This window comes from Mesorhizobium sp. M1312 (genome assembly GCF_040318115.1).
Classification (GTDB): domain Bacteria; phylum Pseudomonadota; class Alphaproteobacteria; order Rhizobiales; family Rhizobiaceae; genus Mesorhizobium.
On record NZ_JAMYLQ010000001.1, the window covers coordinates 476,287 to 502,260 of the forward strand.

At 63.1% G+C, this 25,974-nt stretch carries 24 protein-coding genes; 14 read left to right on the forward strand and 10 right to left on the reverse strand.

Translation table 11 applies throughout. From position 1 onward, the window contains the following. The first annotated feature begins 93 nt into the window (after positions 1–93). Complete coding sequence (locus NKH36_RS02285; RefSeq protein ID WP_352955901.1) at positions 94–735, forward strand: DUF47 family protein; 642 nt, start codon at positions 94–96, stop codon at positions 733–735. 3 nt (positions 736–738) lie between these two features. After that, positions 739–1,743: an inorganic phosphate transporter gene (locus tag NKH36_RS02290; protein WP_352958573.1), complete on the forward strand. Its 1,005-nt coding sequence runs from the start codon at positions 739–741 to the stop codon at positions 1,741–1,743. Between the two features lie 41 nt (positions 1,744–1,784). On the opposite strand, the gene NKH36_RS02295 is transcribed toward NKH36_RS02290, so the two are convergent. After that, entirely contained in the window at positions 1,785–2,162 is a 378-nt protein-coding gene (locus NKH36_RS02295) for a VOC family protein (protein WP_352958572.1), read from the reverse strand. A 239-nt stretch (positions 2,163–2,401) separates the two neighbouring features. Between NKH36_RS02295 and NKH36_RS02300 the strand changes: the two genes are divergently transcribed. Then, positions 2,402–3,595 carry an Mrp/NBP35 family ATP-binding protein gene (locus tag NKH36_RS02300; protein WP_352959822.1) on the forward strand — a complete coding sequence of 398 codons (1,194 nt, stop codon included), beginning with the start codon at positions 2,402–2,404 and terminating at the stop codon, positions 3,593–3,595. Positions 3,596–3,736: 141 nt separating this feature from the next. On the opposite strand, the gene NKH36_RS02305 is transcribed toward NKH36_RS02300, so the two are convergent. Continuing rightward, a complete protein-coding gene (locus NKH36_RS02305) occupies positions 3,737–4,198 on the reverse strand; it encodes an SRPBCC family protein (RefSeq protein ID WP_091592917.1) in 462 nt (153 codons plus the stop codon). A gap of 157 nt (positions 4,199–4,355) precedes the next feature. On the opposite strand from NKH36_RS02305, the gene NKH36_RS02310 reads away from it, so the two are divergent. Beyond that, on the forward strand, positions 4,356–6,161 hold the full coding sequence (locus tag NKH36_RS02310) for an IlvD/Edd family dehydratase (RefSeq protein WP_027151628.1): 1,806 nt from the start codon (positions 4,356–4,358) through the stop codon (positions 6,159–6,161). Positions 6,162–6,345: 184 nt separating this feature from the next. On the opposite strand, the gene NKH36_RS02315 is transcribed toward NKH36_RS02310, so the two are convergent. After that, entirely contained in the window at positions 6,346–6,765 is a 420-nt protein-coding gene (locus NKH36_RS02315) for a GFA family protein (protein WP_352958570.1), read from the reverse strand. 187 nt (positions 6,766–6,952) lie between these two features. On the opposite strand from NKH36_RS02315, the gene NKH36_RS02320 reads away from it, so the two are divergent. From NKH36_RS02320 to NKH36_RS02330, 3 genes are read left to right on the forward strand one after another with little or no spacing between them, the layout of a single operon-like run. Continuing rightward, the gene (locus NKH36_RS02320) at positions 6,953–7,771 is read left to right on the forward strand and encodes a chromate resistance protein ChrB domain-containing protein (RefSeq protein WP_352958618.1); all 819 of its coding nucleotides are present in this window, start codon (positions 6,953–6,955) and stop codon (positions 7,769–7,771) included. Beyond that, positions 7,768–9,162 (forward strand): chromate efflux transporter, encoded by a 1,395-nt coding sequence (gene chrA / locus NKH36_RS02325; RefSeq protein ID WP_352958569.1) that lies wholly within the window; start codon positions 7,768–7,770, stop codon positions 9,160–9,162. Before NKH36_RS02320 ends, chrA begins: the two co-directional genes overlap by 4 nt. Before the next feature lie 55 nt (positions 9,163–9,217). Then, positions 9,218–9,616 (forward strand): hypothetical protein, encoded by a 399-nt coding sequence (locus NKH36_RS02330; RefSeq protein WP_352959823.1) that lies wholly within the window; start codon positions 9,218–9,220, stop codon positions 9,614–9,616. 21 nt (positions 9,617–9,637) lie between these two features. Here NKH36_RS02330 and NKH36_RS02335 read toward each other — a convergent pair whose 3' ends face one another. Next, entirely contained in the window at positions 9,638–11,227 is a 1,590-nt protein-coding gene (locus tag NKH36_RS02335) for a trimethylamine methyltransferase family protein (protein ID WP_352958567.1), read from the reverse strand. A 180-nt stretch (positions 11,228–11,407) separates the two neighbouring features. Beyond that, complete coding sequence (gene pdxR, locus NKH36_RS02340) at positions 11,408–12,901, reverse strand: MocR-like pyridoxine biosynthesis transcription factor PdxR (protein WP_352958566.1); 1,494 nt, start codon at positions 12,899–12,901, stop codon at positions 11,408–11,410. A 314-nt stretch (positions 12,902–13,215) separates the two neighbouring features. On the opposite strand from pdxR, the gene pgi reads away from it, so the two are divergent. After that, positions 13,216–14,859 (forward strand): glucose-6-phosphate isomerase, encoded by a 1,644-nt coding sequence (gene pgi, locus NKH36_RS02345; protein ID WP_352958565.1) that lies wholly within the window; start codon positions 13,216–13,218, stop codon positions 14,857–14,859. A 5-nt stretch (positions 14,860–14,864) separates the two neighbouring features. Further along, entirely contained in the window at positions 14,865–15,587 is a 723-nt protein-coding gene (locus NKH36_RS02350) for an HAD family hydrolase (RefSeq protein ID WP_352958563.1), read from the forward strand. Here the strand turns inward: NKH36_RS02350 and NKH36_RS02355 are convergent. The 3 genes from NKH36_RS02355 to NKH36_RS02365 form a co-directional block, all read right to left on the reverse strand. Continuing rightward, positions 15,571–16,338, reverse strand: a complete 768-nt coding sequence (locus NKH36_RS02355; RefSeq protein WP_502911943.1) for a class I SAM-dependent methyltransferase — start codon at positions 16,336–16,338, stop codon at positions 15,571–15,573. The two genes, NKH36_RS02350 and NKH36_RS02355, sit on opposite strands and share 17 nt — an antisense overlap. Positions 16,339–16,346: 8 nt before the next feature. Further along, positions 16,347–18,209 (reverse strand): long-chain fatty acid--CoA ligase, encoded by a 1,863-nt coding sequence (locus NKH36_RS02360; protein ID WP_352958562.1) that lies wholly within the window; start codon positions 18,207–18,209, stop codon positions 16,347–16,349. A gap of 108 nt (positions 18,210–18,317) precedes the next feature. Next, complete coding sequence (locus tag NKH36_RS02365; RefSeq protein ID WP_352958561.1) at positions 18,318–18,512, reverse strand: hypothetical protein; 195 nt, start codon at positions 18,510–18,512, stop codon at positions 18,318–18,320. A gap of 125 nt (positions 18,513–18,637) precedes the next feature. On the opposite strand from NKH36_RS02365, the gene NKH36_RS02370 reads away from it, so the two are divergent. Genes NKH36_RS02370 through NKH36_RS02390 form a run of 5 tightly spaced genes read left to right on the forward strand, consistent with a single transcriptional unit; the run spans position 18,638 to position 23,908 of the window. Further along, the gene (locus NKH36_RS02370) at positions 18,638–20,230 is read left to right on the forward strand and encodes an ABC transporter substrate-binding protein (RefSeq protein WP_352958560.1); all 1,593 of its coding nucleotides are present in this window, start codon (positions 18,638–18,640) and stop codon (positions 20,228–20,230) included. A gap of 58 nt (positions 20,231–20,288) precedes the next feature. Then, entirely contained in the window at positions 20,289–21,296 is a 1,008-nt protein-coding gene (locus NKH36_RS02375) for an ABC transporter permease subunit (RefSeq protein ID WP_352958559.1), read from the forward strand. A 1-nt stretch (position 21,297) separates the two neighbouring features. Beyond that, a complete protein-coding gene (locus NKH36_RS02380) occupies positions 21,298–22,215 on the forward strand; it encodes an ABC transporter permease subunit (RefSeq protein WP_123146464.1) in 918 nt (305 codons plus the stop codon). Positions 22,216–22,217: 2 nt separating this feature from the next. Next, positions 22,218–23,081 carry an ABC transporter ATP-binding protein gene (locus NKH36_RS02385; protein ID WP_352958616.1) on the forward strand — a complete coding sequence of 288 codons (864 nt, stop codon included), beginning with the start codon at positions 22,218–22,220 and terminating at the stop codon, positions 23,079–23,081. Continuing rightward, the gene (locus tag NKH36_RS02390; RefSeq protein ID WP_352958558.1) at positions 23,078–23,908 is read left to right on the forward strand and encodes a dipeptide ABC transporter ATP-binding protein; all 831 of its coding nucleotides are present in this window, start codon (positions 23,078–23,080) and stop codon (positions 23,906–23,908) included. The genes NKH36_RS02385 and NKH36_RS02390 overlap by 4 nt, the downstream gene beginning before the upstream one ends. Before the next feature lie 42 nt (positions 23,909–23,950). Here NKH36_RS02390 and NKH36_RS02395 read toward each other — a convergent pair whose 3' ends face one another. Then, entirely contained in the window at positions 23,951–25,231 is a 1,281-nt protein-coding gene (locus NKH36_RS02395) for a cysteine desulfurase-like protein (protein ID WP_352958557.1), read from the reverse strand. Between the two features lie 66 nt (positions 25,232–25,297). After that, on the reverse strand, positions 25,298–25,972 hold the full coding sequence (locus NKH36_RS02400) for an amino acid ABC transporter permease (RefSeq protein ID WP_352958556.1): 675 nt from the start codon (positions 25,970–25,972) through the stop codon (positions 25,298–25,300). Between the last annotated feature and the right edge of the window lie 2 nt (positions 25,973–25,974).

Sequence of the window (25,974 nt, forward strand, 5' to 3'; positions counted from 1 at the left end):
AGCATCCACATCTTTCAGCCGGCTTACTATTTCCCGCAGCGGCATGCGGCGCTATGTAGATGAGGCGAGGCCGTGGGGCACGGGAGATCGAACATGCTGGGCTGGTTCCGCAAGCTGCTGCCGCGCGAAGATCGCTTCTTCGATCTCTTCGAGCAGCACTCCCGTACGGTGGTCGATGGCGCCGAGGCGCTCGAGCAGCTCCTCCAGGGCAAGGACATCGATCGCTGGTGCCAGAAGATCATCGATCTTGAAGACCAGGCCGATCACATCACCGCGGAAGTCCTGCTTTCCGTGCGGCGCTCGTTCATCACGCCTTTCGATCGCGGTGACATCAAGGACCTGATCCAGTCGATGGATGACGCCATCGACACGATGCACAAGACCGTCAAGACGGTGAAGCTGTTCGAGAAGAAGGAATTCGACCCGCTGATGCAGGAAATGGGCGGCGTCATCGTTGTTGCAGCCAAGCTGGTCGCCGAGGCCATCCCATTGCTCAGCAATATCGGTGCCCACAGCGTGCGCCTCAACGCGATCGCCGAAGAGGTCATGCGCGCGGAAGGCCGGGCCGACGATCTGCACGAGCAGGGCCTGAAGGACCTGTTCAAGAGGCACGGCCGCAGCGATCCGATGGCCTACCTGATCGGCAGCGAGATCTATGGCGAGCTGGAAAAAGTGGTCGACCGCTTCGAGGACGTCGCCAACGAGATCAGCGGCATCGTCATCGAGAACGTTTAGCCAATGGATGCCGCCATCGCCTTTCCCGTGCTGGTCGGGCTCATCGCCGTTGCGCTGTTCTTCGATTTTCTCAACGGCCTGCACGATGCCGCCAACTCCATTGCCACCATCGTCTCCACGCGTGTGCTGAGGCCGCACTATGCGGTGCTATGGGCGGCCTTCTTCAATTTCATCGCCTTCTTGTTCTTCGGCCTTCATGTTGCCGAGACGCTGGGAACGGGCATCATCGACGCCAGCATCGTCACCCCGGGGGTGATCTTCGCCGCCCTAGTCGGTGCCATTGTCTGGAACATCGTCACCTGGCTCGTCGGCATTCCCTCCAGCAGCTCGCATGCGCTGATCGGCGGACTGGTCGGAGCCGGCGTTGCAAAGGCAGGCGGCGGCGCCATCGTCTGGGCCGGGCTCGGCAAGACCATTGCGGCCATCGTCCTGTCGCCGGCGACCGGATTTCTGCTGGCGCTTGTCCTGATCCTTACTGTTTCCTGGGCGTTCGTGCGCCAGACGCCGTTCGCCGTGGATAGCACGTTCCGCGTCATGCAGTTCGTTTCCGCTTCGCTCTATTCGCTCGGCCATGGCGGCAACGACGCACAGAAAACCATGGGCATCATCGCCGTGCTGCTCTATTCGCAAGGCATGCTCGGAGAGAATTTCTACGTGCCGCTATGGGTCGTCATCACTTGCCAGGCGGCACTGGCGCTGGGCACGCTGTTCGGCGGCTGGCGCATCGTCCACACCATGGGCTCGAAGATCACCCGGCTGAACCCGATGCAAGGGTTCTGCGCCGAGACCGGCGGCGCGATCACCCTGTTCGCCGCCACCTGGCTCGGCATACCGGTGTCGACGACACATACGATCACCGGCGCCATCATCGGCGTCGGTGCCGCCCGCCGCGTCTCGGCTGTGCGCTGGGGCATCGCCGGCAACATCGTCATAGCCTGGATTGTCACTCTGCCGGCCACGGCCGCGATTTCGGCACTCACCTACCTCGCGGTCAGCCTGGCGCCGTGACGTGAGTGGCACCTGAACTCTAATTGTGCGGCAGCGCGAATCTACCTGTCCACAAGGTTCAGAATGTTGCCGTCAGGATCCTTGAACCATGCGACCTTCATGCCGTGACCGACGTGGATGTCGCCCTCGATCGTCGTGTGAGGCATGTCGTAATGTTCGAAAACAACACCTTTCGATTTCAGCGCCTTGACCACGGTGTCGATCTCGTCGCCGACCATCCAGGTCACCGCCGTCGCCTTGTTGGTGCCGGCGAACTTCGAGCGATACACGTTGATGCTGGTGTCGCCGCTTTTGTAGACGATCAGTTCGCCACCCTCGTTGTGAACCTCCGTCAGACCCAGAACGCCTTCATAGAAGGCCTTGGCCTTGGCCAGGTCCTTCACCGCGAGATTGGCCGTTGCGTTGCTGTTTGCGAGCATGATTGGTCTCCTTTCCTTGCTGGCGAGCACGTCCGAAGCCCTGCAACAAGATAGGGCTGCTTCGGTTTCCGGCGACCGCAGCTTGGGCGAACGGCGTGCCTCTTCCCTAAAGACGTTTTGTCCTCTGCAAGCCCGACAAACGGACGCAAGTTTTTGCAGCCACGCCCGTTCGTGTCGTTCCGCCGCTTGGTTCTGTTCGGGAACTGCATTATCTCAGGCGGAAAGCAGAGGAAAAGCTGATGCCCGCCGTCCAGGAAAACGTCACCAAGGAAATCGTCATCGAGCGCCTGAAGACGGTCAACGGACCGGACTTCACCGGCAACATCGTCGACCTCGGCATGGTCTCCGAGATTTTCATTGCCGATGCCAAGGTGTTCTTTTCGATCACGGTGCCGGCTGCCCGGGCCCAGGAGATGGAGCCGCTGCGTGCCGCCGCCGAGCGTGTCGTCAAGGCGATCCCGGGTGTCGCCGGAGCCGTGGTCGCGCTGACGGCGGAAAAGAAGGGTGGCGGCATGGAAGCTCCGGTGCCGCAAAGGCCTGCCTCCAGGCCCGTACCGCCGGCCGCACCCGCTGCCGCGCCACGTCCGGCTCCGCACGCTCCAGCCTCGCACAGTCAGGGCAAGCGCGGCGTGCCCGGCATCGAGGCGATCATCGCTGTCGCTTCCGGCAAGGGCGGCGTCGGCAAGTCGACCACTGCCGTCAACATCGCGCTTGGCCTCGCCGCCAACGGCCTGAGGGTCGGCGTGCTCGACGCCGACATCTACGGCCCGTCGATGCCGCGGCTGCTCAACATCCATGGCCGGCCGCAGACCGTCGACGGCAAGGTCCTGAGGCCGATGGAGAATTACGGCCTGAAGGTCATGTCGATGGGCTTCCTCGTCGACGAGGAGACGCCGATGATCTGGCGCGGGCCGATGGTGATGTCGGCATTGACGCAAATGTTGCGCGAGGTCGAATGGGGTCCGCTCGACGTGCTCGTCGTCGACATGCCGCCCGGCACCGGCGACGCGCAGCTGACCATGGCCCAGCAGGTGCCGCTGGCCGGCGCCGTCATCGTCTCGACGCCGCAGGATCTGGCCCTGATCGATGCGCGAAAAGGCCTCAACATGTTCAGGAAGGTCGACGTGCCGGTGTTGGGCATCGTCGAGAATATGAGCTATTTCCTCGCCCCCGACACCGGCAAGCGCTACGACATCTTCGGCCATGGCGGCGCGCGCCGCGAGGCCGAGCGCCTCGGCGTGACCTTCCTCGGCGAAGTGCCGCTCGAAATGGGCATCCGCGAAAGCTCCGATGCCGGTACGCCGGTCGTGGTCTCGAAGCCCGATAGCGCCGAGGCGAAGATCTACCGCGACATCGCCTCGAACGTCTGGGGCAGGGTCAACGAAGAACGCGGCGCGGCCGAAGCCGCCGTGCCGAGCATCGTGTTCGAGTGATCCTCCCCCTTGAGGGGAGGGTGGCCCGCAGGGTCGGGTGGGGTCGGTGGCGACGCACTCCACTTTTCTTGGTCAACGCCAGTTGTAGGTCGAGGCGGTTGAGGCGACCCCTCTCGCCGCGCTTCGCGCGGCACCCTTCCCTCAAGGGGGAGGGGAGCCGCCAACTTTCTCGCCAAAACTCGAAAAAAACTGTCCGGCCAGTTTCTTCGATGTCGATTCGATCAGCCGGCTGCCGAGTTGGGCGATCTTGCCGCCGACATCGGCCTTGGCCGCATATCTGAGGATCGTCGCCTCCGGGCCATCGGCGGTCAGCGTCACATCGGCGCCGCCCTTGGCGAAGCCGGCGATGCCGCCCTTGCCCTCGCCCTGGATGGTGTAGGAATGCGGCGGGTTGAGATTCCTGAGCGTCACCTCGCCGTTGAACGTCGCCTTGATCGGGCCGATCTTGACCACCACGGTCGCCGCCATCTCGGTGTCCGACTTCTTTTCAAGGCTCTGGCAGCCCGGAATGGTCTGCCTCAGAACGTCCGGGTCGTTCAGCGCCTCCCACACCTTTTGCAGGGGTGCGGCGATGCGTTCCTCGCCTTCGATAACCAAAGCCATCAAAATCTCCCGGATACGAATTGACAAGCCCCGATGCGGTCTAGCGTGGGGGTAAACGCATGTCTATCGCACCAAAGTCCGGAATCGGATGGCGCGTGCCTCTTGCCTGCTCTCGCGCGTTGTCATATCGATTTGTCATACAAATACGGAGACCATGATGGCCGGCGCCCCCACGCAGAAAAAGAAATTTCGCTCGCAGGAGTGGTTCGACAATCCCGACAATCCGGGGATGACGGCGCTTTACCTCGAGCGCTACCTGAACTACGGGCTGACGCGTGCCGAACTGATGTCGGGCAAGCCGCTGATCGGCATCGCCCAGACCGGCTCGGATCTTTCGCCCTGCAACCGCCATCATCTCGAACTGGCCAAGCGCGTGCGCGAGGGCATCGTCTCGATGGGCGGCATCCCTTTCGAGTTCCCGTGCCACCCGATCCAGGAGACGGGCAAACGCCCGACCGCCGCACTCGACCGCAACCTCGCCTATCTCGGCCTGGTCGAGGTGCTCTACGGCTATCCGCTCGACGGCGTCGTGCTCACCATCGGCTGCGACAAGACGACGCCGGCCCTGCTGATGGCCGCTGCCACCGTCAACATTCCGGCTATCGCGCTGTCTGTCGGCCCGATGCTCAACGGCTGGCACAAGGGCAAGCGCACCGGCTCCGGCACCATCGTCTGGGAATCGCGCCAGCGTCTGTCGGCCGGCGAGATCGGCTATGACGAGTTCATGGACATCGTCGCCTCCTCGGCGCCGTCAACCGGCTATTGCAACACCATGGGCACCGCAACCACCATGAATTCGTTGGCCGAGGCGCTTGGCATGCAGCTGCCGGGCTCGGCCGCCATTCCGGCGCCCTACCGCGAGCGCGGCCAGATCGCCTATGAGACGGGGAAACGCATTGTCGACATGGTGCATGAGGATTTGAAACCCTCCGACGTCATGACCCGCCAGGCCTTCGAGAACGCCATCGTCGTCAACTCGGCTATCGGCGGCTCGACCAACGCGCCGATCCACCTCAACGCCATCGCCCGCCATCTCGGCGTGCCGCTCGACAATGACGATTGGCAGACGGTCGGCCTCAAGATACCGCTCATTGTCAACCTGCAGCCGTCGGGCGAGTATCTCGGCGAGGATTATCACCATGCCGGCGGTGTGCCGGCGGTGGTGGCCGAACTGATGAAGGCCGGGCTGTTGCCTCATCCCGACGCCATGACGGTCAACGGCAAGACGATCGGCGCCAATTGCAGCGCGGCCGTCAACGAGAATCTCGATGTTATCCGCACCGTCGCCGAGCCGCTGAAGGACAATGCCGGTTTCATCAATCTTAGGGGTAATCTGTTCGATTCGGCGATCATGAAGACCAGCGGCATCTCGCCCGAATTCCGCGAGCGCTATCTGTCGAACCCGAACGACCCCGAGGCCTTCGAGGGCAATGCCATGGTCTTCGACGGGCCAGAGGACTACCACGCCCGCATCGACGATCCGGCGCAAGGCATCGACGAGCACACCATCCTGTTCATGCGCGGCGCCGGCCCGATCGGTTATCCCGGCGGCGCCGAAGTCGTCAACATGCAGCCGCCGGCCCATCTCATCAAGAAGGGCATCCATGCGCTGGCCTGCATCGGCGACGGCCGCCAGTCGGGCACCTCGGGCTCGCCGTCGATCCTCAACGCCTCGCCCGAAGCCGCCATAGGCGGCGGGCTGGCGCTATTGAAGACCGGCGACCGCGTCCGCATCGACCTGCGCAAGGGCACCGCCGACATTCTCGTCACCGACGACGAGATTACGCGCCGTCGCGCCGAGCTGCGGGACAATGGCGGCTATCGCTACCCCAAGCACCAGACGCCATGGCAGGAGATCCAGCGCGGCATGGTCGACCAGTTTTCCGAAGGAATGGTGCTGAAGCCGGCGGTGAAATACCAGGACGTGGCGCACACCAGCGGCGTGCCGCGGGACAATCACTGAACGCCTCTTTTCTTGCCTTCTCCCCCTTGTGGGAGAAGGTGGATCGGCGCGCAGCGCCGAGACGGAAGAGGGGTGTTGGACGGAGTGCCGGCGGTGCCAAGCTGGAACACCCCTCATCCGACCGAGCTTCGCTCGGCCACCTTCTCCCACAAGGGGAGAAGGGGGAGCCACGCCCAAGCAGCGCCTATAGATAGCCGGTGATCTCCGGCGTCTGGTCCTGCCTGTCGCGCTTGCCGTCCTCGTAGACGATCGGGGCTGCGGCGAGTTCCTCTTCGGTGACGTCGTCGAGGCAGGCGACGTTCACCGCCCAGAAATTCCCGCCCATGAAATCCAGATAGCCGCGCGAGAGAAAATTCGCGCCGCAGTTCGGGCACATATAGTGGTTGATGTCGCCTTCCGGCCAGTTCGACGGCGTCGCCTTGTACTCCCGCATCCGGTCGCGGCCATCCGTCACCCGCACGGCCTCATAGGCGGCGAAGGATTTCCGGTAGCCGAGTTTCCAGCAGAAGCTGCAATTGCATTTGCGGATGCTCTCAGTGAGGTCAATTTCGGCTTCGAAACGCACCGCACCGCAATGGCAACTGCCGTGATAGGTCTTTTTCATGGGTTTCCTCCCAAACATGTCCTGGCTCCGCCGCCCGCCGGAGCCGGAGCATCCTTTGCTCCAGGCATGGCGCTTGACAAGCGGGCGCGACAAATCCACGATCATGGCAAGGGGTGCATCGCGACGACCCCGTGAGGCGTCAGCCCAACGTTCGCGTCCAAGCTTCTCTCTCAAGGAGGTGGACGCCATGCCGTCGACAACCGCTATCACCGTATCGCAACTGTCCCGTCTGATTGGTCTGCCGGGCGCGCCCGCGATCATCGATGTTCGCATCGAAGAGGATTACAGCGCCGATCCGCGCCTGCTGCCGGCCTCAAACCGGCGTGATTTCAAAACCGTCTCGACCTGGGCATCCGAATTCGCCGGCAGCCGAGTGACGGTCGTCTGCCAAAAAGGGCAAAAGCTCTCGCAAGGCGTGGCCGCATGGCTGCGGCATGAGGGCGTCAGTGCCGAATCCCTCGAAGGCGGGTTCGAAGCCTGGCGCGATGGCAAGGGGCCTTTGATCAATGCCGGCAAGATACCGCCCCGCGATGAAAAAGGCCGCACCGTGTGGGTGACGCGGGCCCGCCCGAAGGTCGATCGCATCGCCTGCCCCTGGCTGATCAGGCGTTTCATCGATCCGAGCGCGGTCTTCCTCTTTGTCGAGGCGGCCGAAGTGTCGGCCACTGCGGACCGCTTTCAGGCCGTGCCTTTCGACATCGACAATGTGTTCTGGACTCACCGGGGCGAGTGCTGCACCTTTGATACGATGATCGAAGAGTTCGGGCTCGAATCCGAGGCGCTCGACCGCCTGGCCATGATCGTGCGCGCAGCCGATACCGCACGCCTCGATCTGGTTCCCCAGGCAGCCGGATTCCTGGCCGCCTCGCTTGGCCTGTCGCGGATGTTTCGCGACGACCTGGAACAGCTGGAGGCAGGAATGCTGCTCTACGACGCGTTTTTCCGATGGTGCCGCGACGCCACCGAGGAGACGCACAACTGGCCAAGCGCGAGCAAGCCATCATGAGCGAAACGGGGACTTCGGACAAAACGGGCGAGACCGTCGAAGCGCCGGCTGCGCCAACTTTCCGCGAAGGCGTAAAGCTCTGGGCGAAAATCGGCCTGCTCAGCTTCGGCGGGCCGGCCGGCCAGATCGCGCTCATGCACAAGGAATTGGTCGAGGAACGGCGTTGGATCGGCGAGCAACGTTTCCTGCATGCGTTGAACTACTGCATGCTGCTGCCCGGCCCTGAAGCCCAGCAACTCGCCATCTATGTCGGCTGGCTGCTGCACCGGACGATCGGCGGCCTGGTCGCAGGCATCCTCTTCGTCGCGCCGGGCGCGCTTGTGATGCTCACCTTGAGCATCCTCTATGCGCTGTATGGCGACGCTCCCCTCGTCGAGGCGCTGTTTTTCGGGGTGAAGGCGGCCGTGCTCGCCATCGTGATCGAGGCGATGATCCGGATCGGACGACGTGCCCTCAAGAATCGAGTCATGGTGTCGATCGCGCTCGCCGCCTTCATCGCTATCTATGCATTGAACGTGCCGTTTCCGCTCATCATCCTGCTTGCCGGCCTGGCAGGCTGGATTGGCAACCGTGTTGCGCCGGGCCTCTTTTCCGGCGCGTCGCACGGCAAGGGTGATGCTCCCGACATCAAGGGGGCGGTCGACCTGATGTTCGAGCGCGGCGAACTGGCCCACACCAGGCCGACGCGATGGCATGCGCCGCGCACCATTGCGATCTGGCTGCCGATCTGGCTCGGGCCTGTGCTTCTGATCTGGGCGTTCACCGGATCCGCCAGTGTGTGGACTGACATCGGTGGCTTCTTCAGCGTCATGGCGGTCGTTACCTTCGGCGGCGCCTATGCGGTCCTTGCCTATGTCGCGCAGGCAGCGGTCGAGTCCTTCGGCTGGCTCGCGCCCGGTGAAATGGTCGATGGCCTCGGTCTTGCCGAAACCACGCCGGGTCCGCTCATTCTGGTCCTGCAGTTCGTCGGTTTCCTTGCCGCGTTCCGCCAGCCCGGAGCCTTGAACCCACTGCTTGCCGGATCGCTAGGGGCGATGCTCACCCTGTGGGCCACGTTCACGCCTTGCTTCTTCTGGATATTCCTCGGTGCGCCCTACATCGAAGCCCTGCGCGGCAACAAGGCGCTGTCGGCGGCGCTGACCGCGATCACCGCCGCCGTCGTCGGCGTCATCATGAATCTCGCCCTGTGGTTCGGCTTGCACGTCATTTTCGGCGAGGTGCGCAACATCGGGCTTGGAATGGACGTGCCGGTGTTTTCATCGATCGACTGGGGTGCGGCGCTGTTGTCGTGTGCTGCCATGATCGCCATTCTGAAGCTGAAGATAGGCATGCTGCCGACGCTTGCGGGGTCGGCCCTCGCCGGTGTTGTGTTGCTGGCAGCGAACGGATAGCGGCTGAGTGCGGCCGGCGCTTCGCTGCGGTTTCGGGCATTCGGATAGAAACATCATGGCGAAACGGCGCTCCTCCCTAGGCTTCCTCGGAATGTTCGGCCGTTCAGGCGACCTCAGGCAACTCGACGCCGCGTTACGCGGCGTCGACCTTCATCCCGCCCTTGTGCCGGAAGGAGCAAAGCTCACCATCGTCAATCTGATGAAGGATCACTGGCCCGACGAGCCGCCACCACAAGCCTATCCACCGGTGGCGCAGCTATTTGGCTATTGTGTTGCCGGACCGGAAGCATTCGAGCAATCCAACGGTCTTCGACATAGGCTGGATGCGGAGCGCCGGATCGAGGCGGCACTTGAGGCCAGCGACAGCTTCGATGCGCAAATCATACTGATGACGCTGCATGCCAAGCTGATCAGTGGCGAGGTCGTCGAGCGCTACGGGTTGAGCATCGACTGACCGTTCCAAGGAATAGCGTCCTCAGCCGCCCATGCCGCTGCGCGGCAGATGGATAAGATTGCCGAAGCGGGCGCGCAGCTTGTCGTCGACCAGTTTCGGGATATGGCGCGGGAAGCGCTCGGCGAGGATGCGTTTCTTCTCGATGATCGCCCGCTGCAGGATGTCGGGCCTGCCTTTCTCGTTCCACTCCTTCGGCGAAAAGCGGTCGCCGACGGCCGGATAGAAATATTCCGTCTGCATCAGCCGCAGCGTCTGCTCATTGCCAAGATAGTGACCCGGCCCCTGCAGGCAGACCTCGGCGATGGTGTCTATCGACAGCGACTCATCGGTCACCTCGATGCCGCGCACGCAGCGCAGGCAATGGCCGAGCATGTCGTTGTCGATGATCAGGCTCTCCAGGCAGAAACCGAGCAGCGAGGCGTGCATGCCGGCCGATTCGTAGACAAGGTTGAGACCGGCAAGGCCGGCCATTACGTCAGTGATGCCCTTTTCGTAACCAGACTGAATGTCGGGCAATTTCGAGTCCGTCATGCCGGCGGCCGAACCGCCCGGCAGATCATAGAACTGCGCCATCTGGGCGCAGGCAGCGGTCAGCACCGCTTGCTCGGCCGAGCCGCCGGACATGGCGCCGGTCCTGAGATCCGAAACGAACGGCCAGGTGCCGAAGATCGCCGGATGCCCGGGCTTGATGGCATTGACATACACGAGGCCGGCGAGCACCTCGGCCACGGCTTGCACCACCGCTCCGGCAATCGCCGCCGGCGCCGTGGCGCCCGCCTGGCCGGCCGACAATAGTAAGATCGGAATGCCGCCTTCGACGCAGGCCTCAAGCACGCCGCAGGCGTCCTCGGCGAATTTCATCGGCGGCACGACAAAACAGTTCGAATTGGAGACGAAAGGCCGCGCGCGAAAATTCTCTTCGCCGCCGGCAATCGCATAGAGCATGTCGAGCGCCGGCTTGACGTTCTCGCGCACCGTGAAGGAAGTGCCGACATGCTTCGACGTGCCCATCACGCAGGCGTAAAGCGTGTTGAAATCCATATCGAGCGGATCGGGAATGTCGCGCGGCACCATCGGCCGCTGGAAGAAATGGATGTTGTCGAGCCCTTCGACGATGCGGGCGGCGTCATAGATGTCCTGCAGCAGCGACTCGCGATAACAGCGCTTCTCGACGTCGACCAGATGCACCGCGGCGCCCGCCGTGCCGTAATGCACGCGCTTGCCCTGGATCAGCATGTCGTGCTTGGGATCCTGGCCATGCAGGGTGAAGTGGCGTGCGGCCTTCTTGATGGTGTCGAGGACGAGCGCGCGCGGAAAACGAATGCGGCCGTCCTCGCCGAGCGTCGCGCCGGCCTTGATCAGCGCCTCGATGCAGGATGGGATGGCATTGGCGAAGCCGACCGTTTCAAGCAGCGTCAGCACCGCTTCGTGGATGCGCTCGCGGTCGTTTTCGCTGAGCGGCCCGTAGCTTCCGCCCTCGAGGCCGGCGCGCACCGGCTTGATATCGTCGGCAAGGGGTGCTGCCCGCATGGCGCGGCGCGCTTCGCGCCCGCCGGAACGCCGCGAACGTTGGTCCGAGGACGTATCCGGCTTCTCAACAGCCACTGACATGGGAGGCACTCCACCTTTAGCTGCGAAGCGGGCGGCGGTGGTTGGTCCACCATCGGCCTGCTTCGTCCCCTTATGCCTCGAACTATGCCGCCGGCATTGGCACAGCCTATGAGCCAGACGGCCCCGTCGCATATGCCAGGGCGCTAAAGAACGGTGGCCGGTCCCGGCCCGGACGAGGCATCAAGCCGCCGCCGGCCTGCGCCCGGCTGCCGTCGCCAATTCGCGGATACCGGGCTCGATGTGCTGCAGCGCAATCGAGGAGATGCCCAGCCTCATGAAGCGCGACGGCTTTTCGGTGCGGTCGAAGAAGCGGTCGCCGGGTTCGATGATGACGCTGCGCGATGCGGCGGCCTCGGCCAGCCCGCGCGAATCGGTGCCGCGCGGCCCTTCGAGCCAGAGCGACGCGCCGCCGGCGGAATCGGTCGAGCGCCACTCCGGCAGGAAGGCGGAAATCGCATGGATCAGACGCTTGCGCCGCTCGTCGAAGGCGCTCGAGAGTCGCCGCACCAGCGCCTCGTGATGGCCAAGCGACAGGAACAGCGCGACCGCGCGCTGGTTGTTGGCCGGCGGATGACGCAGCATGAAGCGGCGCAGCGCGCGAAGCTCGGAGATTAGCCCGGCCGAGGCGACGATGTAGCCGAGCCGCAGACCCGGAGCCAGCGTCTTCGACATCGAGCCGACGTAGATGACGCGGCCCGAGCGGTCGAGGCTCTTCAGCGCCTGCTGCGGCGCCTCGTCGAGAAGCTGGCTGTCATAGCCGTCCTCGATGATGATCTGGTTGTGGCGATTGGCTCGCGCCAGCAGGTCCTGCCGGCGCTCCGCCGACAGCGGCACCATGGTCGGGCAATGGTGGCTGGGCGTCACGAAGACAAAGCCGGAATCGTTGGGAATAGAAGCGGTTACGATGCCGGAATGGTCGACCGGGACCGGCGTGACGTCGGCGCCCGCCAGCCGGAAGATCGAGCGTGCGTCGGGATAGCCGGGGTCTTCCATGGCCACCTTGGAGCCCTTGGTCATCAGCAGCGTCGCCAGCATGTAGAGCGCGTTCTGCGCGCCGAGCGTGACGATGATCTCGTCGGGATTGGCGAAGATGCCGCGCCGCGGCAACAGCCGCGCCTGGATCTGCTCGATCAAGAGCGGATCGTCGCGATCGACCATGTCGGATGCCCAGTTGCGGATCTCGAGCACGGCGAGGGCCATGCGGTTGCACTCGCGCCACTCGGCGGTCGGGAACAGTGCCGGATCGAACTGGCCATAGACGAACGGGTAGGACGACTTGATCCAGTTGTCGTGCTTGGCCGGCGGCGGCATGTCACTGGCCGCGATCTGCCGGCGCGCTTTCCAGTCGATCTCATTGGCCTGGTCGGGTGCCTTCTGATGCGGCTTCGCGGGGGTCGCCAGCACGTCGGGATTGACGAAATGGCCGCGCCGTTCGCGCGCCACTAGGAAACCCTGGTCGACGAGCTGCTGGAAGGCCAGCACCACGGTGCCGCGCGCCACGCCGAGTTTCTCGGCCAGGATCCGGCAGGACGGGAGAGGCATCGAGGCGGCGATCTGCCGGTCGAGGATGGCGGCGACGATCGCTTGACGGATCTGCGCCTGCAGGGTCTGGCCGGATTCTGCCGAAATCCGGAACAGGCCGGACCATATGGCCGTGTCGTTTCGCTGTGGCATGGGAATGTTCCTCGATGGCCAGCCTTTTTCACTTGACTGGACCAGTTGAACGTACCGGTGGTACAAGGCGTTGCGCCAATCAATTTTTCTGATCGCTGGGATTTACGCCAGTGATCGTTCGCTGCACTGCGGCATCCCCAGTCGTGACGCAACGCGTCATCCCCGGTAACGCAGTGCGTTATCCCGGGGCGTGACGCAGTGCGTCATCGCTGCGCATTGAAACCGGTCGACTTCGGCTAGATAGTTTGCCGCGACGACACGCGCCGGAAACATCCGGTCTGTTATGTTGGCATCTCAAGGCTCGGAGTGAGGCAGTGGATCAATCGTTCTTTCAAAAACAGCTCGACGCCCTGCGCGATCACCGTGCGGCCAAATCGGGCAGCATGCGCGAGGCTTTCGCCGCCGATCCGCAGCGCTTCGAAAAATTCTCCGCCACCGACGGCGACCTGCTGCTCGACTGGTCGAAATGCGAGGTCGATGCCCAGACGATAGATCTGCTGGAGAAGCTGGCGGGAGCCGCCGATCTCGAAGGCCGGCGCGCCGCGATGTTCTCAGGCAAGAAGATCAACGTCACCGAAGGCCGCGCCGTGCTGCACACCGCGCTGCGCAACCTGAACGGCAAGGGCATCGTGCTCGACGGTCAGGATGTGAAGGCGGAGGTTGTCGCCGTGCTCGACGCGATGGGCGCCTTTGCCGATGCCGTGCGCTCCGGCAAGGCGGCCGGCGCCACCGGCAAGAAGATCACCGACGTCGTCAACATCGGCATCGGCGGGTCCGACCTTGGCCCGGCCATGGCGACGCTGGCGCTGGCGCCCTATCACGACGGGCCGCGCACGCACTACGTGTCCAACATCGACGGCGCTCATATCCACGACACGCTCAAGGGCCTTTCCGCCGAAACCACCCTGTTCATCGTCGCCTCCAAGACCTTCACCACGATCGAGACGATGACCAACGCCGAGACGGCGCGCGAATGGGTGCAAAAGGCGCTCGGCAAGGAAGCGGTCGGCAAGCATTTCGCCGCCGTCTCAACGGCGCTCGACCTGGTGGCCAAGTTTGGCATCGCGTCCGATCGCGTTTTCGGCTTCTGGGACTGGGTCGGCGGACGCTACTCCGTCTGGGGCGCGATCGGCCTGCCGGTGATGATTGCCGTCGGCCCGAAGAATTTTCGCGCCTTTCTCGATGGCGCGCATGCGATGGACGAACATTTCCAGACGGCGCCGCTGGCCAGGAACCTGCCGGCGCTGATGGGGCTGATCGGCTGGTGGCATCGGGTGATCTGCCAATACCCCGCCCGCGCCGTCATTCCCTACGACCAACGCCTGTCCAGGCTGCCGGCCTATCTGCAGCAGCTCGACATGGAATCGAACGGCAAGAGTGTCACCCTCGACGGCTGCGCTGTGACGACGCCGACGGGCCCGCTGGTCTGGGGCGAGCCCGGCACCAACGGCCAGCATGCCTTCTTCCAGCTGCTGCACCAGGGCACCGATTTCATCCCGGTCGAATTCCTCGCAGCGGCCATCGGCCATGAGCCGGATCTCAAGCATCACCACGATCTGTTGCTCGCCAACTGCCTGGCCCAGTCGGAGGCCTTCATGAAGGGCCGCACGCTGGAGGAAGCGCGCGCGCAGATGCTGGCAAAGGGCATGGCGCCCGCCGAAATCGACAGGATCGCCCCGCACCGCGTCTTCTCCGGCAACCGGCCCTCGGTGACGATCCTCTACAGACAACTCGATCCGCATACGTTCGGACGGCTGATCGCGCTTTATGAGCACCGCGTCTTCGTCGAAGGTACTCTCTTCAACATCAATTCCTTTGACCAGTGGGGCGTCGAGCTCGGCAAGGAACTGGCGACCGGCCTGCTGCCTGTCGTGGAGGGCAAGGAGAATGCCGCAAAGCAGGACGCTTCGACCGCCGGACTGGTGGGACACATCCACCGATTGCGCGGATCGGAGTAAGCGGCTTGGCCGAGATCAAAGGAATATTGTTCGACAAGGACGGCACGCTTGTCGACTTCAACGCCACCTGGCTCGGCGTTGCCGATTTCATGGCGATGGATGCATCGGAGGGCGACCGCTGGAAGGCCGACAGGCTGCTTGCCGCGGCGGGCTACGATTCCGCCGCCAAACGCTTCAAGCCCGATTCCATCTTTGCCTCCGGTACCAACATGGATGTCGTCGAGCTTTGGTTTCCGCGCTTGTCGGATGAAGACCAGATGCTTGCCGTCGCTCGCTTCAACGAGATCACGTCGGTACAGGGTTCGGCGATGGCGGTGGCGCTGCCGGGCATCGTCGAGACGCTTGGCGTTCTTCACAGGAAATCCTACCGGCTCGGCGTTGCCACCAACGATTCGACCACTGGCGCGGAAAAGACATTGCTAACGCTGGGCGTCGCGCAACTGTTCGACGCCGCCTATGGTTACGACGCGGTGGCCAATCCGAAACCGGCGCCGGATACGATCCTTGCCTTCTCGGACCTGACCGGCCTGAGGCCGGCCGCGATCGCCGTGGTCGGCGACAATCGCCACGATCTGGAGATGGCGCGGGCCGGCGGCTGCGGTCTGGCGATCGGCGTGCTCTCCGGCACCGGCACGCGGGAATCGCTGTCGCAGATCGCCGATGTCATTCTGGATTCGGTTGCCGATCTGCCCGACTTTCTTTCGGCAAGGGTCAAGGAGACGATCTGAACTCGCCCTCAGCCTGCTCCGGCTCGAACGAGAAGACGCCGCTCGGCGTCGTCGCCGCGTCTTTTGCTTCCCCGACATCCGGCACCTGGTATTCGGCCAGCAGGCGAAGCCGCGAGCGGGGCAGGTAGGCCCGGCCTGGGTCGCCGATCAGCACATTGATGCCGGCGGCCAGGCAGCGATCGAGGAAGGGGATGACCCGGTCGGCGAGATCTTGCCCGTAAAACAAGTCGCCGGCCACCACGACATCCACCGGCGGCGGCGAACCAGCGGTGATGTCCTTGCCGACGACCGTGATTGCGACGCCGTTCGCCGCCGCATTGAGACCGAGCGCGGCGACGCCGTTGCGGTCGATCTCGGACGCGATCACTGCGCTGGCTCCGGCCTTTGCCGCGGCGATGCCGACGAGGCCCGAGCCGGCGCCGAGGTCGAGCACGCGAAGCCCGGCCACGGTCGCCGGCCGATCGAGAATATAGCGGGCAAGCACCGCGCCGCCGGCCCAGGCATAGGCCCAGTAAGGTGGCTGCGGCTCGGGCCCGTCCCCGTCAGCTTCGGTTTCTCCTTCTTCCGGCTCGGCTGCTCGTCCTTGTGGATGGGTGAGCCGCCACAGACCGCTCGCTGGATGGGCAGCATAAAGCCGGATTTCGGGAAGCGTGGGAACAGGGGCGATACGCATGTTCGCCTTGATGAATATCAGCGGATCGGGACGGGAAAGCGTGTCCGCCGTGTCATCGACAGTAAGGCAATCGCCCAAAATTATACCTATCCCCGTAACGCCCGCCGCAGGATCTTGCCCACCGGCGTCTTCGGCAGTTCGGTCCGAAACTCGATGTATTTTGGCCGCTTGTAGCCGGTCAGGTTCTCGCGGCAATAAACAGTCAGCACCTCAGCGGTCAGCAATGGGTCCTTCTTGACGACGAATAGCTTCGGCACTTCGCCTGAATGCTCGTCCGGCACACCGATCGCCGCCACTTCGAGCACGCCCGGATGCAGGGCCACGACTTCCTCAAGTTCGTTCGGATAGACGTTGAAGCCGGACACAAGGATCATGTCCTTCTTGCGATCGACGATCTTGGTGTAGCCGCGCTCGTCCATGAAGCCCATGTCGCCCGACTTGAAGAAACCGTCCTTGGTCATCACCTTGGCGGTCTCGTCCGGCCGGTTCCAGTAGCCGGCCATCACTTGCGGTCCTCGTATGCAGATCTCGCCGACTTCGCCGAGCGGCAAATCGTTGCCGTCGTCGTCGCGGATGGCAATCTCGGTCGAGGGCAGCGGCAGGCCGATCGTGCCGGTGAAGGTGCCATTGCTGAATGTGTTGGCGGTGGCCACCGGCGAGGTTTCCGAAAGCCCGTAACCCTCGGTGACCGGGCAGCCGGTCAACGCCTTCCAGCGTTCGGCGACACCCTTCTGCACCGCCATGCCGCCACCCAGCGTCAGGATCAGCGGCTTGAAGTCCAGCTTGCGGAAATCCTCATTGTTGAGCAGCGCGTTGAACAGCGTGTTGAGGCCGGGAAAGATGTGGATCGGGTATTTGCCGAGTTGTTTGACGAAGCCGGGAATGTCGCGCGGATTGGGAATGAGTATGTTCTGGCCGCCCAACTGCATGCCCATCAGTGCGTTCACCGTCAGCGCGAAGATATGATAGAGCGGCAGCGCGCAGATGAAGTTGAGATGCGCCGGCTTCGGCTTGACCGTGAAGGCATCCTCGATCCACAGCGCGTTCTGCGCCACGTTGGCCAGCACATTGCTGTGCAGCAGCACCGCGCCCTTCGAGATGCCGGTGGTGCCGCCGGTATATTGCAGGAAGGCGACATCGTCGGCAGCGACCTTCACCGGCTTGAAATTCATGCCGGTGCCTGTTTTCAACGCGGCGTTGAACTTGACATGGCCCGGCAGCGACCAGGCCGGCACCATCTTCTTCACGCGGCGCACGACGAGATTGACGATCGTTCCTTTCAGGCCGCCAAGCATGTCGCCCATCGCCGCGACCACGACATGCTTGACCGCCGTCCTGGCGATCACCGCTTGCAAGGTGTTGGCGAAGTTCTCGAGAATGACGATGGCTTGCGCACCGGAATCCTTGAGCTGATGTTCCAGCTCGCGCGGCGTGTAGAGCGGGTTGATGTTGACCACGACATAGCCGGCACGCAGCACTGCCATCATCGCCACCGGATATTGCAGCACGTTCGGCATCATCAGCGCGACGCGTGCGCCTTTCGGCAGTCCCGTGGACTGCAGATAAGCGCCGAAGGCGGCCGATTGCCGCTCGACTTCCGCATAGGTGATGGTCTTGCCCATGCAGGTGAAGGCGGGCCGGCTGGCATACTGGTTGCAGACGTCGGCGAGCAAATCCCCGATGGAGCCGAAGGGCAGGGCGCCGATCTCGGCAGGAACGACCTTCGGGTAGCTCTTGAGCCAAGGCTTTTCAGGCGATCCGGCGCCAACCGCTTTCGGCAATCTCCTGGCCGGACCCGGCTTCGACGCCGATGTAGCCGATGTCGGTGCCGCTTTCGGCTTAGCAACGGCTTTGGCCGTCGGCGCCTTTGGCTTGTCGGAGCTGGCCGGTTTTGCGGCAGTTTTGGCCTTCGCTTTCGCTGGGGCCGTTGTCCTTGGTGCTTTTGCCACCTGTCCCTCCCTCGGTTGTTCTTTTGTCTCTGCTTGCCTGCCGCGTTGCCTCCGAATGATAAGAGACGTCCTCCGCTGCTGCGGCATTCAGGAAATCCAGCCTGCCATCTATGTATTGCGACTATCGGCAGCCGTGCAAGTCTGCCCCTGCGGCAAGACGGGAAAGAAATCTTCCGCGCCAATGACAAGCCGATGGTCGCGGTTCCTCACCAACGTCGGGTTGAAGATCAATAAAAAAATGCAGTCGGCAATAATACCGTGATCGGCAGAAATTGACATTTCCTTCCCTTTTTTGGCAGTCATGCAGAATTAAATTCTGCTTCCCGTGGGGTAGGCAAACGGGGTGTTCCAAAGCCGGAAAAACGGTGCTTATATGCGCGCTTCGCGAGCCTGATAGAGGGGCTTGGAAGAACATCAGGGAGTCCTCCATGAAAAAGAAACTGACTTTTGCGGCCGCGTTGCTGGCCGCAAGCGTCCTCGGCGGCATGGCCAATGCGAAACAGCTGGTCTACTGCTCGGAGGCGTCGCCGGCCGGCTTCGACCCGTCGCCGTGGAGCGGTGGCAACGATTTCGACGCGTCGTCGCGCACCATCTATTCGCGCCTGGTCGAGTTCGAACACGGCAAGACCACCATCACCCCCGGCCTCGCAGAGAACTGGACGGTTTCCGACGATGGTCTCGAATACACGTTCAAGCTTCGGCCGGGCGTGAAGTTCCAGACCACCGACTATTTCACGCCGACCCGCGATCTCAACGCCGACGACGTGATCTTCTCCTTCGAACGCCAGTGGAAGAAGGAAAACCCGTGGTTCGACTATCTGGCAGGCACCGGCTGGGAATATTTTGCCGGCATGGGCTTCCCGGATCTTCTCAAGGAAATCGTCAAGGTCGACGACCTGACGGTGAAATTCGTGCTGAACAAGCCTGAAGTCGCTTTCCTGCCGGACCTCGGCATGGATTTCGCCTCGATCGTCTCCAAGGAATATGCCGATCAGCTCGACAAGGCTGGCACCAGGCAGCAATTCACCCAAAAGCCGATCGGCACGGGACCGTTCCAATTCGTCGACTACCAGGTCGATGCGGTCATCCGCTATGCGGCATGGGACGGCTACTATGGCGGCCGCCAGAAGATCGACGATCTGATCTTCGCCATCACGACCGATCCGGCCGTGCGCGCGCAGAAGCTGAAGGCAGGCGAGTGCGATATCATGTCGTACCCGGCGCCAGCCGACATCGCCGGCCTGCAGGCTGACCCAAACCTCAAGGTTGACGAGCAGGAAGGCCTGAACATCGGCTACATGGCCTACAACACGACGCAGCCGCCGTTCGACAAAGTCGAGGTCCGCAAGGCCCTCAACATGGCCGTCAACAAGCAGGCCATTCTCGATGCGGTCTATCAAGGCGCTGGCCAGGCGGCCATAAATCCGATCCCGCCGACGATGTGGTCCTATAACAAGGACATCAAGGACGATCCGTACGATCCCGACGCGGCCAAAAAGATGCTAACTGATGCCGGCGTCACGGATCTCTCGATGAAGATCTGGGCAATGCCGGTCAGCCGCCCGTACAATCCGAACGCCAAAAGAGTCGCGGAACTGATCCAGGCCGACTATGCCAAGATCGGCGTGAAGGCCGAGATCGTCAGCTACGAATGGACCGAGTATCGCGAACGCGGCAAGCAGAAGGATCGTGACGGCGCCTTCCAGCTCGGCTGGACCGGCGACAATGGCGATCCGGACAACTTCCTGTTCCTGCTCGGCTGCGATGCCATCGGCCAGTCCAACTATGCGATCTGGTGCAACCAGGAGTTCGAGGCTCTGCTGCAGAAGGGCAAGGCAACCACCGACGTCGCCGAGCGCACCAAGATCTACGAGGAAGCTCAGGTCGTGTTCAAGCGTGAGGCCCCGTGGCTGACCATCGCCCATTCCAAGGTCTTCATGCCGATGAACAAGAAGGTTTCGGGCTTCGTCATGGATCCGCTCGGCATTCATCGGTTTGACGGCGTCGACGTCACCGAATAACTCCTGAGAAATAGAACGGCGGCGCTGGACTTCCGGCGCCGCCGTTCTATGAAGTAAGATGCTCCGCTACCTCCTCCACAAGCTCGCCTTGATCATCCCGACCGTGTTCGGCATATCGCTGGCGGCGTTCGCTTTCGTACGGCTTCTGCCGGGCGACCCGATCATGGCCTTGGCCGGCGAGCGCGGCGTCAGCCCGGAACGTTACGCCGAGCTTGTCGAGCGGTTTGGCTATAACAGGCCTTATGTCGTCCAATATCTGGAGTATATCGGCAGGGTCCTGACCGGCGACTTCGGCATATCGATCGCCACCAAGCGGCCTGTGCTCGGTGAATTCCAGGCGCTGTTTCCAGCGACGCTGGAACTGGCGACGATCGCGCTGCTCATCGCCGTACTCATCGGCATTCCCGCCGGCATTTTCGCCGCGGTCAAGCGCGGATCATGGTTCGACCAGGCCACGATGGGTGTGGCGCTGACCGGCTATTCGATGCCGATCTTCTGGTGGGGGCTGCTGCTCATCATCTTCTTCTCCGGCTATCTCGGCTGGACGCCGGTTTCCGGCCGCATCGGCCTTCAGTATTTCTTCAAGCCGACGACGGGGTTCATGCTGATCGACAGCCTGATCTCCGGCAAGAGCGGCGCTTTCAGGTCCGCCGCCAGTCATCTGGTCCTGCCGGCGATCGTGCTGGCGACGATTCCACTCGCCGTCATAGCGCGCCAGACGCGGTCGGCGATGCTGGAGGTGCTGGGCGAGGACTATGTCCGCACCGCCCGCGCCAAGGGCCTGGCGCCCCGCCGTGTCATTGGGCTCCACGCTTTTCGCAATGCGCTAATCCCGGTCGTTACCACCATCGGCCTCCAAGTCGGCACGCTGATGGCGGGCGCCATTCTAACCGAAACGATCTTTTCCTGGCCCGGTATCGGCAAGTGGATGATCGACGCGATCGCCAAGCGCGACTATGTGGTCGTCCAGAGCGGCTTGCTGATAATCGCACTAATCGTCATGGCGGTGAACCTGATCGTCGACGTGCTCTACGCCGTCATCAACCCACGTATCCGGGTGCAGTGAGATGACCGACCAAACCACGGCAGAAGCCACCGCCGCCTCCATTCCGCCCGGCGGCCGGCAACGCGCCTTCACCGAGTTCTGGCATTACTACTCGATGAACACCGGCGCTGTCATCGGCCTGGTCGTGTTCTCGGCCCTGGTGCTGGTGGCGATTTTCGCGCCGCTGGTCGCGCCGCATTCGCCTGACGAACAGTTTCGCGATGCGCTGCTGACGCCGCCGGCCTGGCAGGAGGGCGGCAGATCGATGTTCCTGCTCGGCACCGACGCCGTCGGCCGCGACATGCTTTCGCGGCTGATTTTCGGCGCGCGGTTCTCTCTGTTCATCGGTCTGGTCGTCGTCGTTTTCTCGCTGACCAGCGGCATCATCCTCGGCGTGCTCGCCGGCTATTTCCGCGGCTGGGTCGATACGCTGATCATGCGCATCATGGACGTCATCCTGGCCTTCCCGTCGCTGCTCCTTGCCCTGGTTCTGGTGGCGATCCTCGGACCCGGACTGTTCAACGCCATGCTGGCGATTGCGCTGGTGCTGCAGCCGCATTTCGCGCGGCTCACCCGCGCGGCTGTGATGGCCGAAAAGAACCGCGAATATGTGATCTCCGCCAAGGTGGCCGGTGCCAGTCATCTCAGGCTGATGGTGAAGACGATCTTGCCGAACTGCATGGCGCCGCTGATCGTGCAGGCGACGCTGTCCTTCTCCAACGCCATTCTCGAGGCCGCAGCCCTCGGCTTCCTTGGCGTCGGCGCGCAGCCGCCAACGCCGGAATGGGGCACGATGCTGGCCACGGCGCGCGAATTCATCCTGCGCGCGCCATGGGTGGTGACCTTCCCCGGCCTTGCCATCCTGATCACTGTGCTTGCCATCAACCTGATCGGCGATGGCCTGCGCGATGCCTTCGACCCCAAGCTGAAGAGGTCGTGACCATGCCTCTTCTCGAGATCAAGAACCTCACCGTGTCCTTCGATACCGCCGCCGGACCGTTCATGGCCGTGCAAGGCATCGACCTGTCGATCGAGCCCCGCGAGGTGCTGGCGATCGTCGGCGAATCCGGCTCCGGTAAATCGGTGGCGATGCTGGCGGTGATGGGGCTGTTGCCGAACACGGCGACGGTGAAGGCCGACCGTATGGCCTTCGACGGCATCGACCTGCTTGAACTCAGCCCGACTGAGCGCCGCAAGATCGTCGGCAAAGACATCTCGATGATCTTCCAGGAGCCGATCGCCAGTCTCAATCCATGCTTCACCGCCGGCTTCCAGATCGAGGAGGTGCTGCGCTTCCACATGGGCATGGATCGCGCCCAGCGCCGGGCCCGCGCCATCGAACTGATGAAGCTCGTCGGCATTGCCGAACCGGAAGAGCGGCTGAACTCGTTCCCGCACCAGATGTCGGGCGGCCAGTGCCAGCGCGTCATGATCGCCATCGCCATCGCCTGCAATCCGAAGCTGCTGATCGCCGATGAGCCGACCACCGCGCTCGACGTCACCATCCAGAAGCAGATCCTTGACCTTTTGGTTGGCCTCCAGGCCAAGTACGGCATGGGCCTGATCATGATCACCCACAATATGGGCGTCGTGGCCGAGACAGCGGACCGCGTCATCGTCCAGTACAAGGGCCGCAAGATGGAAGAGGCCGACGTTCTGTCGCTGTTCGAGCAGCCGAAGAGCAACTACACGCGCGCGCTGCTGTCGGCGCTGCCGGAAAACGCCGTCGGCGACCGGCTGCCGACCATTTCCGACATGCTGTTCGAACCGGCGCCGTCCGCCGCGGCAACGGGAGCCGCGCCATGAGTGTGACGGTTCTCGAAGGCAAGAACATCGTACGCGACTATCATGTCGGCGGCGGCCTGTTTCGTCCCTCGCGCACGGTGCACGCGGTCAAGGGCGTCTCGTTCAGTGTCGACAAAGGCAAGACGCTGGCCATCGTCGGCGAAAGCGGCTGCGGCAAGTCAACGCTCGCCCGCATCATCACCCTGATCGATCCCGCGACGGCAGGCGAGCTCTTCATCGACGGCAACAAGGTCGACATCGCCAAGGATGCGCTGACGAAGGAGATGCGCCGCAAGGTGCAGATCGTCTTCCAGAACCCCTACGGTTCGCTCAATCCGCGCCAGAAGATCGGCGACGTGCTCGGCGAGCCGCTGCTCATCAACACCGACACGCCGGCCGACGAACGGCGCGATCTCGCCATGAAGATGCTGAAGAAGGTCGGCCTCGGACCGGAGCATTACAACCGTTACCCGCACATGTTCTCGGGCGGCCAGCGCCAGCGCATCGCCATTGCCCGCGCGCTGATGCTCAATCCGAGCCTTTTGGTGCTTGACGAACCGGTCTCGGCCCTTGATCTGTCGGTGCAGGCGCAGGTGCTCAATCTGCTCGCCGACCTCCAGGACGAGTTCAAGCTGACCTATGTCTTCATCAGCCACGACCTTTCGGTGGTGCGCTACATCGCCGACGACGTGATGGTCATGTATTACGGTGAGGCCGTCGAATACGGCTCGCGCGACGAGGTCTTTGCCGATCCCAAGCATAGCTATACCAAGACACTGTTTGCGGCGACGCCGCGCGCCGACGTCGCCAGCATCAAGGCGAGGCTGGCGAAGAAGAAGGCCGCCTGAGGCCGCGACCGCAGCACCCAGGCAAGCGTATTTCGACGCCGATCAATGCAGCCGGGCGATGATGGCACGCAGTGCTTCACCGAAGCGCCGGACTTCGTCGATGGTGTTGTAGTGCACCAGCGAGGCGCGAATGGCGCCGCTGTCCATGCTGAGGTTGAGGCGCTTCATCAGCCGCGGCGCGTACATATGGCCGTCGCGGATGCCGATCTGCATCTCGGCCATCGCCTCGACGATCATTTGCGGCGACAGCGTGCCGATGTTGAAGCAGAAGGTGGGCACGCGCTCGTCGAGGCGGGCCTCGTCTGCGACGCCATAGATCGTCGCGCCGCACGCCTTGAGCACGGCGAGCATCTCGCGCGCCAGCACCATCTCATAGTCGCGGATTGCGTTCATGCCGGCGACGAGGTTGTCGCGCCGCGACCGGTTGTTCTCGGCCAAGAAGTTGCGGCCGATCGATTCGAGATAGCGCACCGCGGCATCCATGCCGGAGACGTTCTCGTAGATGAAGGTGCCGGCCTCGACCTTGTAGGGCGGCTCGTCGGGAATGAAGTCCTCGCGGAAGGTCGGCAGCCGCTTCAGCGTCTCGAAGCGGCCCCATAGGAAGCCCATATGCGGCGAAAAATTCTTGTAGCCGGAGCAGACCAGATAGTCGCAATCCCAGGCCTGCACGTCGATCAGCCCGTGCGGCCCGTAATGCACGCAGTCGAGGAACACTTCGGCGCCGGCCGCATGCGCGATGTCAGCCACTGCGGCGACATCGACGATCGAGCCGATCGAATGCGCGGTCACCGTGCACGCGACGAGGCGGGTGCGGTCGGAGACCAGCGGGCGAAGGTCGTCGACATGGAGATTGCCGTCGTCGCGCATCCGCCACCATTTGAATTTCGCACCGGCGGGCGCAAGTGCCAGCCAGGTGGCGATGTTGGCGTCATGGTCCATGTCGGTGATGACGATCTCGTCGCGTTCTCCAAGCATCTGGCCGATGCCGAGGCTGACGAGGCGGATGAACGAGGTGGCGTTCATGCCGAAGCAGATTTCCGCAGGACTATAGGCATTGATCAGCAGCGCCACGCTTTCGCGCGCATCGGCGATCGCCTGGTCGACGGCGACGCTGCGGCTATAGCGGCCGCCGCGCTGCACATTATGCGCGACCAGATGGTTGGTTACCGCGTCGAGCACGCTTTGCGGGATCTGCGCGCCGGCGGCATTGTCCATGAAGATGAAGTCGCCGGCCTGCTGCAAGGCCGGAAACATGGTGCGGATCGTGTCGACCGGGAAGGCTGCGGATACGTCGCTCGCACTAGGGGTCTGATGCTTGTTCAAGATGGTCTCCTGCGAAGTGCCTGACAGATGGAAAAGCGAAATTGACAGATGGAGAAACTGGCGACGTCAACGGGTCTTTTCGGTTTTGAACCGACGTTCGAGCAGGCTGACGAGGCGGACCATCGGCCAGAGAAAGAGGAGATAGACCAGCGCCGCGCCGATCAGCGGCGAGGGGTTGGCGTAGAGCGACTGCGCGTTGGTCGCTTCCTTCAGCAATTCGGGCAGCGCCACGGTGGAGGCGAGCGAAGTATCCTTGAACATCGAAACGCAGTTGCTGGTCATCGGCGGAATGACCACGCGGATCGCCTGCGGCAGCACCACCTTGCGCAAGGTCAGTAAAAACGGCAGGCCGAGTGTCTGCGCCGCCTCGAACTGGCCGCGCGGAATGCTTTCTATGCCGGAGCGGAACACCTCGGCCGAATAAGCCGCCATGATGATGGCGAATGCCGTCACCGCGGAGGTCCAGGACGACAGGCGTATGCCGAGGAACGGCAGCGCGTAGTAGATCAGGATCAGCACGACCAGCACCGGCATCGCCCGGAAAATATCGATATAGCCGACCGCCAGCAGCCGCAGCGGCTTCGGCGCGTAGAGCCGTATCAGGCTGATCGCCAGGCCGACGGGAATACCGATGCCGATGCTCAAGAGCCCGAGCAGCAGCGTGTTGAGAAAGCCGCGCAGCAACGCCGGCAGGCTGGAGATCATGACATCGGCGTTGAAGAAGGTCTCGATCAGCGACATGG

What these genes read in the sequence shown, in the direction of transcription:
- NKH36_RS02285 (WP_352955901.1), top strand. Translation starts at nt 94, where the DNA reads ATGCTGGGCTGGTTCCGCAAGCTGCTGCCGCGCGAAGATCGCTTCTTC.
- pdxR (WP_352958566.1), bottom strand. Translation starts at nt 12,901, where the DNA reads ATGCCACAGCGAAACGACACGGCCATATGGTCCGGCCTGTTCCGGATT.
- NKH36_RS02375 (WP_352958559.1), top strand. Translation starts at nt 20,289, where the DNA reads ATGCTCCGCTACCTCCTCCACAAGCTCGCCTTGATCATCCCGACCGTG.
- NKH36_RS02305 (WP_091592917.1), bottom strand. Translation starts at nt 4,198, where the DNA reads ATGGCTTTGGTTATCGAAGGCGAGGAACGCATCGCCGCACCCCTGCAA.
- NKH36_RS02380 (WP_123146464.1), top strand. Translation starts at nt 21,298, where the DNA reads ATGACCGACCAAACCACGGCAGAAGCCACCGCCGCCTCCATTCCGCCC.
- NKH36_RS02370 (WP_352958560.1), top strand. Translation starts at nt 18,638, where the DNA reads ATGAAAAAGAAACTGACTTTTGCGGCCGCGTTGCTGGCCGCAAGCGTC.
- NKH36_RS02290 (WP_352958573.1), top strand. Translation starts at nt 739, where the DNA reads ATGGATGCCGCCATCGCCTTTCCCGTGCTGGTCGGGCTCATCGCCGTT.
- NKH36_RS02300 (WP_352959822.1), top strand. Translation starts at nt 2,402, where the DNA reads ATGCCCGCCGTCCAGGAAAACGTCACCAAGGAAATCGTCATCGAGCGC.
- chrA (WP_352958569.1), top strand. Translation starts at nt 7,768, where the DNA reads ATGAGCGAAACGGGGACTTCGGACAAAACGGGCGAGACCGTCGAAGCG.
- NKH36_RS02385 (WP_352958616.1), top strand. Translation starts at nt 22,218, where the DNA reads ATGCCTCTTCTCGAGATCAAGAACCTCACCGTGTCCTTCGATACCGCC.
- NKH36_RS02390 (WP_352958558.1), top strand. Translation starts at nt 23,078, where the DNA reads ATGAGTGTGACGGTTCTCGAAGGCAAGAACATCGTACGCGACTATCAT.
- NKH36_RS02315 (WP_352958570.1), bottom strand. Translation starts at nt 6,765, where the DNA reads ATGAAAAAGACCTATCACGGCAGTTGCCATTGCGGTGCGGTGCGTTTC.
- NKH36_RS02335 (WP_352958567.1), bottom strand. Translation starts at nt 11,227, where the DNA reads ATGTCAGTGGCTGTTGAGAAGCCGGATACGTCCTCGGACCAACGTTCG.
- NKH36_RS02320 (WP_352958618.1), top strand. Translation starts at nt 6,953, where the DNA reads ATGCCGTCGACAACCGCTATCACCGTATCGCAACTGTCCCGTCTGATT.
- NKH36_RS02310 (WP_027151628.1), top strand. Translation starts at nt 4,356, where the DNA reads ATGGCCGGCGCCCCCACGCAGAAAAAGAAATTTCGCTCGCAGGAGTGG.
- NKH36_RS02295 (WP_352958572.1), bottom strand. Translation starts at nt 2,162, where the DNA reads ATGCTCGCAAACAGCAACGCAACGGCCAATCTCGCGGTGAAGGACCTG.
- NKH36_RS02330 (WP_352959823.1), top strand. Translation starts at nt 9,218, where the DNA reads ATGGCGAAACGGCGCTCCTCCCTAGGCTTCCTCGGAATGTTCGGCCGT.
- NKH36_RS02400 (WP_352958556.1), bottom strand. Translation starts at nt 25,972, where the DNA reads ATGTCGCTGATCGAGACCTTCTTCAACGCCGATGTCATGATCTCCAGC.
- NKH36_RS02365 (WP_352958561.1), bottom strand. Translation starts at nt 18,512, where the DNA reads ATGACTGCCAAAAAAGGGAAGGAAATGTCAATTTCTGCCGATCACGGT.